We start from the raw sequence: 11,007 nt of genomic DNA, 5'->3' as shown, positions 1-11,007 counted from the left end.
AGACTATCGTCATATACGCTACCTGAATGCAACCACTACCATCCGTTCGGAACTTGCAGAGTACGGTACACGCGGAAGCTTGTTCTGACCATACATGTCAATCCTGATGAAGCCAGCATCCTCAAGCAGTGATCGTATCTCAAGCGCAGTGTACATCCGAATGTCATTGTTGGACATCGCATCAGAGTTCATCAGAATCACTCTATCCCTGTCAGTGTCAATGAAGACGGCGGGTCGACCGCGAAGTACTCCTGCCTGCGCATCCAGAACATATGGTTCGGTGAGCAGATATCCCCCTTCGAGCTTCGTCCATGTCGGATGAAAGCGTGGGAGGTTGTACGGATTCATGAGGTCAATCAAGAGGCCGCCTCCTTCGAGAAGCGAGTCATGCACGCGCTCCAAGATCCGTCGGTTCACTTCGTCGTCAAAGAAGCCAAAGCTGTGGCTCAGAATGGCCGCCCCATTGTACTTCCTCTTCAGCTTCATCACTCTCATGTCGCCAACGTGAAAGTCAACATCGAGCGACTGTTGTAGTGCTCTCTGCTGCGCCGTCTTGATCAGTGTCTTTGAGATGTCAAACCCGGTCACCTCAAGACCGTGCCTGCAAAAGAGAAGACTGTGGTCACCTGCTCCACACGCGATGTCAAGAATGGCATCACCTCTCTTCAGAGCGAGCAGCTGGATACAGCACTCGACAAGCATATCGTCGTACTGGGCGATACCTTGAACCGAACTACGATACTTGACGCGCATGACCTCAGCCCAGAAATCGTCCCAGCCGCTTTCAACAGTCTCCATACTGCTTCCATCCAGACCGGGGAGGGGGACATGCCGATATGAATCTTGCTTCTTCCTGCAAGCCTGTCATGGAACATGGGGAGCGACCCGCCCTGTGAATCTCCGCCGGGAGGGACGCAGACTCATGCTACAGGAATCAATGAAGAATCATTACTACGGGTCGCTTTGTTCCAATGCAATTGATGAGCTTTTGCCCTATAAATCTGCGGGTTGTCTTCTTTAGGGAGGCATTAGACGAAAAAAAAAGCAGGATCCTTCGAGTAATGGCACAAGTCAGTACAAGACTCTCTGTCGCTCATGATAACCAGAAGCAGAATAGAGACAGAAGGCTGATGACAGATTCGCCTGCGAGTGAGAGTCATAAGATGGACGTCCAGAATAGAAGGAGTGGTAGCCCCGCCAGGACTCGAACCTGGGTCCAGCGGGGTCTCTGTGCGTGATATGACCTCGCGCACACCAGAGCCGCTGATGATGGACCGCTACACCACGGGGCTGTGGTTGGAAACAACGAATCCAACCGTCACTTCAACCACTGAAGTGGGCACTAAAATCTTTTCGGTCGTACAGCCTCGAATGCGAGTTCAGTGTGGACACGCAGCGCCAGCATAGCATACGACACCTCCCGGACCCTTTCCACTTGACAGTGTCTGGCCTTCTGAGTCAAGATGTAACGAAAGTCTCCATCAGAACTCGTGTTGTAGCCAGTGGGCCCAGACCTGAGCACTAGGCATATGTGTCGCAGCCGACAACAGTCCGGTTATCAGCATACCGGTTGCGCAAGCCGATACAGCTCAATGTCCCGAAGGTTAATTAAATGCGAAGTCAACCGACACCATAGAGAAGATGCCATTCTGGATGGACCTCACAAACGTGGGCTTCACGAGAGCAATGCGTGAGACTGAGGTAGCTGTCATGCAGACGGGGGCAGTAGAGGCACACGGCACTCACTTGCCACTTGGTACAGATATCATATTGCCGCAGTATCTGGCCGGAGTCGTCGCAACCAAGACAAATGCACTAGTTCTGCCTCCGATACCGTTCGGAGACAGCTGGTGGTTTGACGAGTTCTCAGGCACGGTCTCTGTGAGCACCAAGACGCTCACAGAGCTGTACGCAGAGGTAATGTCCGCGGTGTTTAGACATGGTTTCAGGTACATTGTGGCACTGAACGGTCACGGAGGCAATGTCTCAGCGCTTCAAGAGGCTGCAAAGAAGACGACTCTCAATGCGGAGAGAGCGGTCATAATAGTCAACTGGTGGGTTGACCTGGCAAAGTCCGCCAGACAGATTGTGCTGGAGACTCCTGAGGGACACGCGGCCGAAGATGAGACATCCGAGGTGATGCATGTGCGTCCGGAACTTGTCGTGGGTCCACCACCTCCAGCTTCGAGAGTGACTCCGAAGTTCAAGATCATATCTGGCAACTACAGACAGGAACTCTATCCGAAGGCGGTGTTTGGCGACCCGACAAAGGCATCAGCTGAGAAGGGCAGGCTCATCATGGAACAGGCATCAGAGGAGCTCATTCAGCTCATCGAGCAGCTGCAACTAGGACAACTACCTATGAGCTAGATACCCACTTTGAAGATGAGTGCATCTCTCAGTACTCGCTGGAACATCCTGAGCAGATTCATACCATCGGTAGCAATCGTTGGGAAATAGGGCAGTCCCTCAGCATCCAACGCCTCGATCATGTAGTTCACAGGGAGCGCGTTTGGCAAGTCCCTCTTGTTGAGTGCTATGATGATGGGTATTGAGACCATCTTATCAGTACCAAGAGCAATCCTCAGCTCCTGTATGGACGCAAGGTTCTCGTTCATTGCCTCCGGCCTCGAGTCAGCCATGAAGATTATTCCATCAGCATCTCTCAGCACGAAGATTCTGCTTTGAGCATGCCTTCGCTGACCTGCCACTGTGAACACGTCGAATACTATCTTGTCACTGGCGGCAACCGGAATGAAGTCAAAGAATGTCGTTCGTCCAAGCTCGTCTCCAATCTCCACGATCTTGCTCTTTGAGAGTGACCTCACATTGGCGAAGAGCCAGCGAAGCGCAGTAGTCTTGCCTGACAGAGACGGACCATAGAAGACAATCTTGAGATGTATGCGACCTTCAGCGTCGCGCTTCAGTGCCTGTCCAGGGACCATGTCAACAACCCTCTGGGGTCGGACCTGCGCTGCCTTCGCCCTGTTGGCTGTGCTGGTGGCGTCAATACTCAGGTCCTGTGATGATGCCACTAGCGTGCCCATAGGTGTCACAGTCCGCCTCTCCCCAGGAAGCGGAGCAGGGAGGGGGGTCGAGGGGGCTTCGGTGGTAGAAGACATCCGGGCTTCAGTGGTCGAAGACGTCGGTGCGTCAGGGGTTGATGGCGCAGATGTGAGCTTGGAGTCCTCTGGAGTCATTACCTTTGGTGAACGCTTCAAACGCGTCAGCAACCTCCGGAACACGTACCATCCACTCGCGGGTATTTACGGATTGCACACGTGTCTTAAATCTTCGGTGTCGAGACTGACTTCGACATCCAGTGAGGTTTATCTTGTACATTCAACTGTGCACGGCGCATGACCCCTATCGTGGCAGAGTCCTTCGTCGAGTCCAACTTTCCCACCCTCAAGGATATGACCTACCTCAACACAGCCTCAACGGGTATCGCACCAGTCTCCATGAGGGAAGCAGTGGTAGAATACCTTGAGAACAGCTCAAAGGCGATTGGAAGCTTTCAGGAGACCCTAGATCTCTTCAAAGCAGTGAGGAGCAAGTTGGCCAAGCTCCTCGGCGGGAAGACAGAGAACTACGGACTTGTCACAAGTACAAGCGACGGCCTAAACGCAGCAGCACAGGGAATCAACTATCCGAAGGGTTCAAACATCGTGATATGTGACCTCGAGTTTCCCTCAAACTACATACCTTGGCAGCAGGCCTCAAGACTCTACGGAGCAGAGCTCCGTGTCGTCAGGTCTCATGACGGAGCGGCTTCAGTTGACGATTTTGTCAGGATGATGGATGACAATACGGCCGTTGTCGCGGTGAGTCATGTGCAGTTTGGATCAGGATACAGGATGGACCTCAAGCGAATCTCAGAGGAGGTACACAAGAGGGGCGGACTCCTAGTTGCAGATGTGATTCAGTCAGCAGGTTGGGCGGACTACAGCCTAGTGGATGCGGGAGTTGACTTTGCAGCTGCTCAAGCAGCCAAATGGATGATAGGGCCCATAGGCGCGGGATTCGTGTATGTCTCAGACAGGGCGATGGAGCGGTTCACACCCCGATATCTCGGATGGTGGGGTGTTGAGGGTGTTGAGGACTTCACATACAAGGACAAGAGGCCACTTGGAGATGCGAGGAAGTTCCAGATTGGCTCTCCAGCGATGATGGCGTTCGTTGGGATTCAGCCCTCACTCGACGTCCTTCTTGCTCTTCCGGCCAAGGTTCGTGAGAGGGCGGCCATGGAGTGTGCAGACCACTTGCGAAAGAGGCTAAGAGAACTGCGTATACCATACTACGAGTTTGGAGAGAAGAACAACTCGCCCATTGTCTCGTGCAAGGTGGAAAACGCTGATGAGGTAAACAAGCGACTGTTCAATCACCGCATACACTGCTCCGTAAGAAACGGGAGGCTCAGAGTGTCACCTCACTTCTACAACACCGTGGCGGATATTGACAGACTCGTAGAACAACTAAGGTGATAACTTGTTTGAGAACATAGTTGGACCTGTCTACTTCAATGAGAGCTATTCTTTCGATAGCAACGTAGTATACATAGACTGTGGAGACCACCAAGTGCTAGTCGACACAGGAACGGGGCTATACCCGGACATGCTGGATAGGGCACTCCGGGACGTTGGAGCATCGCTGGAAGGCATAACCGATGTTGTGTTTACGCACTCTCACATCGACCACATCGGAGGAGTGGTGCACCTGTTGAAGAACAGCGGACTGAGGACATATCTGCACAAGTCAGAGGCCGACAGGATAAACGCAGGCGACATGCACCTCACACTTGCAGACACTTTCGGGGGGACACTGCCCAAGTTCAAAATCAGTCAGCCACTGGAGCAGGATCAAGTCCTCAGTTTTGGTGACATTCGTCTCAAGGTTCACCACACCCCAGGTCACTCGATAGGAAGCATATGCCTTCACGAAGAGTCCCTTCGCCTATTGATCACAGGGGACACCATGTTTCCGGGAGGCAGCTTTGGCCGGGTAGACTTTCCAACGGGAGACCCGAAGCAGCTGGTGGAGTCGCTCCGTAGAGTCGCGCAGATTGACTTTGACATTGCTCTTGCCGGTCACATGGGATCAATCAGACACGGAGGAACGAGAGCAGCGCTCCGCTCATATGAGATGGCAAAGGCCATGTTCAGCTAGATGTCAGCTCTTGGATAAGCCGCTCTGGGGTCAGTGTTTCCTCACGAGAGAGCCTCTGTTGGCGAGAACGGACCTTCGACTCAAGAGCGGTCACAAGAGCGTATACCGCCTCACTCAGAGGGACTGGGACGCCCAGCTCTCGTCCGAGACGTACGACAGCACCCGTCATGTGGTCAATCTCGGTACGCTTCCCTGCTCTTAGGTCTTGAAGCATCGAGTTGATGTTGCTCGCGGTAGCCTTGGCTGTCCCAAGTGTGTAGCGGACAGGGTCATCAGTGGTCAAGTGAATGCCCATCGCACGGGCAACACGGGTCGCCTCGTCAACTAGACCTATGACGACCGGTCGGAGAGAGAGACAGTCGTGAATCTCCCCGTTTGTCATTCCTGTCAGGGCACCGACGGGATTGATGCCACAGTTCACGATTGTCTTGGTCCATACCAGTCCATCAAGGTTTGCCGATGCCCTGACAGGGAAGCCTGCCTTCTCGATTAGGGAGGCTACGGTCTGAGTGGCGTCCTGATGCTCGGGATAGTGCGTGCCAATCTCCGTGACACCGAAACCTGTGATGACCACTTCGTTGTGACTGGTCTTCCTGGCACCGGCACAGGTTGTAGCACGTATCACTCTTGTAGTGTGAAGCTCACTCGCGACAGCCCTCTCAGTTCCTATGCCGTTCTGAAGAATGACAACGTATGACCCTGAATCCACCAGATGACGAATCTCTCGAGCAGCTTCCAAGGTGTCATACGCCTTGGTTGTGATGAAGACGAAATCGGCGCGAGATATGGTGGACGCATCGTCTGTTATCTGCGGGTGCAGGACGTGGTCGCCCATAACGCCGCTGACATGTAGACCGTGCTCTCGGACTGCATCTGTGTGCGGGGGTCTACCTACAAAGGTGACATGGTGACCGGAAAGCAGCAACATACCGCCATACATGCAGCCGACTGCTCCCGCGCCTACGAAGACCAGTTTCATCGTGTCTGAACCTCCCTGCTTCTCAAGGTTTCTCCAGACTGTGTGTGCAACGAAAGAGCCCACTCCTGTAGATGCTGAAGCATAATGTCAACAGACTCTCTCAGGTTCTCAGCATTGTCGAAGTGGGTGGTTATGCGTCTGAGAGTCGAAGTGTCTGCATTGGACAGGTCTCGTGCGAATTCCACCATCAACGGAAGGGCACGGACGATGTTGTCTACAACCGTGACGTTCGCATGGACTGAGGTCCGGCTCATCGGATTGAGGTCGATTGCAAGGACCATCTTGCCGACTCTTCGGAGTGCCTCTGTTCGGTCGCCGTCTTCAAGCGGCACCAGAACAACATCAGCTCCGCCAATACCCTCCGGGTCGACCTTCCGCCTGTTGCTACTTAGCTCTGGAATCGTGACAGATGGACGGTCTCTGGTGCCCAAGACTTCTGATGCGCCAGCCTCCCTCAGAGCATGGACAATGGCATCCTCGCGCTCGGGTGAGTAGTAGAACAGGTTGACTTCGAGGGGTGCGCCTGTGAGATTGGAGAGGGTCACAAGGTCTCTTGCCACTAGCGAACATGCGTTTCCGTTGACACTAATCACTGGGTGTTTCGCCAAGAGCATGTGCGCGACCGCAACTTGAGAGGCGATTCGAGCCACTTCTGTTGTGCGTTCTCCAATCAAGTAGTCGAATGCCTCGCCACGACCATGCGCTAGCAGCCCTGCAGTGGCCACAACACTGGCTCTGTGTCCCTCTATTATCCTGTGACGAATCTCCAGGGAGACCCTTCGGGGGTGATCATGTGGAATCTCAGTGCTGGTCATCTCAGGACACGCCCTCCCACTTCTGCAATGTGTGTGTCATGTACCTCGGACCTGGGCCACAGTCTACAGAGCAGATCGATCACACGCGGTACACTCCCATCGTCGCAGAAACAGAACACCGAGTCGCCAAGCATTACCATGCTTGAGTCCTCAAACCCTGCATCGTAGAGGAGCTTGAGCGCCTTCCTAACGCGAGGAGCAGACAGACCGGTCGCCTCAGTGAACTCCCGAGACTTTGCAATCAGTGTCTCGAATGAAGGACTCCGATGGAGATCAGCGACCAGCCTGCCACCGGACTCATTGATGCGCTTCCGCTTGTCTTGGTCACTGAGTACGGCCTTTGTCTCAATCCCGCTCGCGGCAGCCAACACGACATGCATATCCCGGGGGTATTCCAGACGTACTGCCTGCCCTATCCCCGGAGCACCAGGCTTCAACCTCACCTCTACGCCGCCAACAACCTGACCTATTACATCGCCCAGACCAGTGCGGTTCAGGACTTCGGCACTGTGGGCATGACGCGCAGCATCGTTCACAGTCATGTGTTGTCCAAGGGCTTCTCCAAGAGACAGGGCTGTACCGAGAGCCCCTGCTCCTGATGCCCCAAGCCCGGCCCCTATCTGCAGTGCGGACTCGTGGCGCACTGTCACATGGACATGTTCGGAGCCAGACTCGTCAAGCATTCTCTTTACCACCATACGTGTCACTGGAGCGTCTATTGGTGTCCCGTTGTAGAACACATCAATCGTGGTCTCATTGCGATGCTCCAACGCCACTGTCGTCAGCGTTCCCATTTCTACAGAGAAGCCCCCGCCGACTGAACCACGTTGCAAAGGGTCCTCGGGTCCGTCCATGATTCTGAACAGACCTGTGACATGTCCGGGGACAAATGACCGGACAAATTCAGTCGAGGACATGGCTTCTCGTTCATTGAAGGTGTTGAGAAGCCATGTATAAATGCATTCATTGATGACACCAGTCAGGATATACGTGTATATACATGGCGGCCTGTGCTCAGTCAAGAGGCACCAGCCGAGTGTAGCCCTTCTCACGCGGGTCATCGCTGGTGGAAGCAACAGGGAAGGCCCACCGGCCGTCGATATCACGACCGCTCAAGTCGTACATTCTGAAACTGCCAGAGGACCATGTGAGAGGGCTGAATCCCAAGAGAAGAGTCTGCGTGCGCCAGCTGGTCACCACAATGTGGCGGCTCATCTCTGCAGTGGGAACCACCAGGAATGCATTGGACAGCTCCATCAGGAGGGAGGTGCTAATCCTGTAGAAGAAGCTGTAAGTCTTGCGATGCTCGTCCGGGCCAAGTCTGCGGAGGTCATTCAGGTATCTCATGATCGTCTCGTCATGCACAGTCTGGTCCATGACATCGGAGAGGTCTTCAACATCCACTACAACAGCGGTTTCGAAGTAGTAGGCCAGAGGAAACTCCGTGACATGAAATACGACAAACCGATCCTTGGTGATGATGTTGTAGAGATGCTGGAAGATTGCCTGTTTAGAGTAGAGCATGTTTGAGTCCAGTCTCGCAGGATTGAAGTTCTTGGACTCGTGAGAGATCACAACTCGGAACATGTCGTCGAGCATATCACCATCATAACCCACCCTCACGACGTGATAGGGAGGGTCTTTCTTGTCACTTGGCACGCGCCCGCTGAGAGCGAGAAACTCCCTGAAGTCGCGGTCGAATGTGTCAAACTCGCTGTCACTGTCCAAGACGAACATCGACTGGTTTGGCGTTCCCAGCGAGTCGAGAACTTCTGCGTATGCCATGTAGCGAGCCCGCTTCTCCTGTGAAAGACCACCAAGGACCTCATCCCAGTCTAAGGACCTTGCCAACGCTCTCTCAATCACCTCCGAACTAGGTCTCAGCACCAAGCGCGCGGCATACGTGTGGAATCCTGAATCACAGAGCATGCCTCTAAAGTCTGAACAGGGGCTGGCTGCAGTGCAGACTGCCATCGCTCACCAATCTTGGCGCATATATTCTTTGCTCAAGCACACCATGCTACTCATCAACGAGTAGGTATGACACGGCCGATATGTTGTTGAGTCTGTTGGGCATCCAATCCACGGAAGCCATATTCCTGCCAAGAGGAGCCATGTGGTACATACTACCAGATTGACACCGCCCGGAGTGTCCAGACGGGCGGCGGAATCCCTCCGAAGACTACTGCAGCGCACCAACGACAGTCACATACGCAGGTCTCGAGTTCATGGAAACCGACGCACAAACGCGACGATGAGGTATACGAGAGGAGATTAGGCAAACACGAGCGTACAGCGTACCATTCTCGGATGGTGAGGTCAGATAAGTTAATAGTACGCGCTCCCGACTTGATGACAGGGTGTCAGTTTGCTCCCCATGAAACACACTTCCAAGCTGATTGTGGGTAGCCTCAGCAGCACACTAGCAGGAAAGACAATTGCCCTCTGTGTCACAGGAAGCGTGGCAGCTGTCGAGTGTGTGAATCTGTCACGCACATTGATGCGTCATGGGGCAGAGGTCTACTCGGTGATGAGCGAGAGCGCACAGAAGATCATTCACCCGTTCTTGCTGGAGTGGGCAACAGGAAACCCTGTGATAACCGAGCTTACAGGACAGATTGAGCACGTAAGTCTGGCCGGAGACCACCCCGAGCATGTGGACCTTGTCCTTGTTGCTCCTTCGACGGCGAACACGATAGGTAAGATAGCTAATGGCATAGACGACACGCCTGTGACAACAACAGTGTCCTCTGCGATAGGAGCACACATACCGGTGGTGATCGTGCCCGCCATGCACAAGTCCCTCTATGATCATCCCGCAGTCTTGGCCAACATTCAGAGACTGAAGGACATGGGAGTGAGAGTAGTGGCGCCAAGAATGGAAGAGGCCAAGGCGAAGATCTCCTCGGTGGAAGCCGTCGTCGAGACCGTCTTTGAGATACTGGGACCCAGAGACCTTGTTGGGCACAGCTTCGTTGTGACAGCTGGTCCCACCAGAGGTTGGCTGGACCGCGTGCGCTTCATGACCAATCCATCGACTGGCAAGATGGGCATTGAGACAGCGAAAGAGATAGCTGCAAGAGGAGGAGAGGTCGTATTGGTGCTTGGCCCCACGAGCCAACCTGTTCCCGAACACCTAGACACCATCCGAGTCGAGACTGCCAAGGAGATGCTCGACTCAGTACTCTCTTCGATAGCAGACAGGAAGGCTGACGTGTTCATCTCGTCGGCTGCAGTGCTCGACTTCGAGCCTGAGGAGAGGGAGGACAGGAAACGTCCGTCGGGCGAGTCCTACACTGTGAGGTTGGTCTCCACCCCGAAGATAATCGACACGGTGAGACGCAAGTACAGCGACCTGTTCATAGTGGGTTTCAAAGTCGAGTCAGGGGTCAGTGAGGCCGAACTCGAGTCAAAGGCACGCGAGAAGATACTGTCAGGGGTATGCAACCTCGTAGTGGGAAACGACGAACGCAAGAGAGGTGTAGCGTTCGGCTCCGACACCAACGAAGTGGTGATAGTGGGAGAGGACGGGTTTCTGGAACACGTACCCATGGCCTCAAAGAGGGACGTTGCTCGACGGCTGATTGACTTGGTCGTTGAGCGGCTTGACAAAAGACGCCGGTGAATGGTCACACGTCTACAGTATGTCTACGAGGCTCTGAGCCAGCCTCTTCATGTCTAGGAAGATAAGCCCCAGCTGTGCGTCGGGCTTGGCCAGGACCATCATGAGGGCATTGTCCCCAACAGAGGTCATCAGTGTGTAACCCCTCTCACTCTTCACGTATATTTCAAGGAAACTGCCGCGATTGAGCTCACCTGAGATCTTCTCACCCAGGGAGAGCATCGCAGCGCTTATTGCGGCAACGCGCTCCTGCTCACTCTCAGGCAATGCTGACGATATCATCAGACCATCACTAGAGACTAGTGCGGCGCCCTCCACACCGGGCACTGTTTCAAAATCGCGAATTGCTGAGTTGATCTTGTCTACACGGCTTGCCATCTGGCTGACCTCTACACCAAGGTAGATGAGGTGAGTCGCATCCACTC

11 protein-coding genes and 1 tRNA gene are annotated in these 11,007 nt (G+C 54.0%); 4 read left to right on the top strand and 8 right to left on the bottom strand.

Annotated elements, in window-relative coordinates; translation table 11 throughout:
- Positions 1-18 precede the first annotated feature (18 nt).
- Together HXY34_11880 and HXY34_11875 are read right to left on the bottom strand one after the other, a co-directional pair.
- Positions 19-798 (bottom strand): class I SAM-dependent methyltransferase, encoded by a 780-nt coding sequence (locus tag HXY34_11880; protein ID NWF96831.1) that lies wholly within the window; start codon positions 796-798, stop codon positions 19-21.
- Between the two features lie 388 nt (positions 799-1,186).
- Positions 1,187-1,292: transfer RNA gene (locus HXY34_11875), tRNA-Gln, on the bottom strand.
- A 361-nt stretch (positions 1,293-1,653) separates the two neighbouring features.
- On the opposite strand from HXY34_11875, the gene HXY34_11870 reads away from it, so the two are divergent.
- Positions 1,654-2,370, top strand: coding sequence for a creatininase family protein (locus HXY34_11870; GenBank protein ID NWF96830.1), 717 nt, complete (start codon positions 1,654-1,656; stop codon positions 2,368-2,370).
- On the opposite strand, the gene HXY34_11865 is transcribed toward HXY34_11870, so the two are convergent.
- Positions 2,367-3,047: a GTPase domain-containing protein gene (locus HXY34_11865; protein NWF96829.1), complete on the bottom strand. Its 681-nt coding sequence runs from the start codon at positions 3,045-3,047 to the stop codon at positions 2,367-2,369. The genes HXY34_11870 and HXY34_11865 overlap by 4 nt on opposite strands.
- Positions 3,048-3,359: 312 nt before the next feature.
- On the opposite strand from HXY34_11865, the gene HXY34_11860 reads away from it, so the two are divergent.
- Both HXY34_11860 and HXY34_11855 read left to right on the top strand, forming a co-directional pair.
- A complete protein-coding gene (locus HXY34_11860) occupies positions 3,360-4,484 on the top strand; it encodes an aminotransferase class V-fold PLP-dependent enzyme (protein ID NWF96828.1) in 1,125 nt (374 codons plus the stop codon).
- 4 nt (positions 4,485-4,488) lie between these two features.
- Positions 4,489-5,166 (top strand): MBL fold metallo-hydrolase, encoded by a 678-nt coding sequence (locus HXY34_11855; protein NWF96827.1) that lies wholly within the window; start codon positions 4,489-4,491, stop codon positions 5,164-5,166.
- Here HXY34_11855 and HXY34_11850 read toward each other — a convergent pair.
- From HXY34_11850 to HXY34_11835, 4 genes are all read right to left on the bottom strand, one after another.
- Positions 5,159-6,145 carry a 2-dehydropantoate 2-reductase gene (locus tag HXY34_11850; protein ID NWF96826.1) on the bottom strand — a complete coding sequence of 329 codons (987 nt, stop codon included), beginning with the start codon at positions 6,143-6,145 and terminating at the stop codon, positions 5,159-5,161. The two genes, HXY34_11855 and HXY34_11850, sit on opposite strands and share 8 nt — an antisense overlap.
- On the bottom strand, positions 6,142-6,960 hold the full coding sequence (locus tag HXY34_11845) for a phosphopantothenate/pantothenate synthetase (GenBank protein ID NWF96825.1): 819 nt from the start codon (positions 6,958-6,960) through the stop codon (positions 6,142-6,144). Before HXY34_11845 ends, HXY34_11850 begins: the two co-directional genes overlap by 4 nt.
- Positions 6,957-7,877: a GHMP kinase gene (locus tag HXY34_11840; protein ID NWF96824.1), complete on the bottom strand. Its 921-nt coding sequence runs from the start codon at positions 7,875-7,877 to the stop codon at positions 6,957-6,959. The genes HXY34_11845 and HXY34_11840 overlap by 4 nt, the downstream gene beginning before the upstream one ends.
- Before the next feature lie 97 nt (positions 7,878-7,974).
- Positions 7,975-8,811, bottom strand: coding sequence for a hypothetical protein (locus tag HXY34_11835; GenBank protein ID NWF96823.1), 837 nt, complete (start codon positions 8,809-8,811; stop codon positions 7,975-7,977).
- A 526-nt stretch (positions 8,812-9,337) separates the two neighbouring features.
- Here HXY34_11835 and coaBC point away from each other — a divergent pair.
- Positions 9,338-10,585: a bifunctional phosphopantothenoylcysteine decarboxylase/phosphopantothenate--cysteine ligase CoaBC gene (gene coaBC, locus HXY34_11830; GenBank protein ID NWF96822.1), complete on the top strand. Its 1,248-nt coding sequence runs from the start codon at positions 9,338-9,340 to the stop codon at positions 10,583-10,585.
- Positions 10,586-10,597: 12 nt separating this feature from the next.
- Here the strand turns inward: coaBC and HXY34_11825 are convergent, their stop codons facing one another.
- Positions 10,598-10,960 (bottom strand): roadblock/LC7 domain-containing protein, encoded by a 363-nt coding sequence (locus tag HXY34_11825; GenBank protein NWF96821.1) that lies wholly within the window; start codon positions 10,958-10,960, stop codon positions 10,598-10,600.
- Positions 10,961-11,007: the final 47 nt, after the last annotated feature.

It is taken from the genome of Candidatus Thorarchaeota archaeon (assembly GCA_013388835.1).
Taxonomy (GTDB): Archaea; Asgardarchaeota; Thorarchaeia; order Thorarchaeales; family Thorarchaeaceae; genus JACAEL01.
Note: the sequence above shows the minus strand (reverse complement) of the source record. Positions and strands in the feature narration are given on the sequence as shown.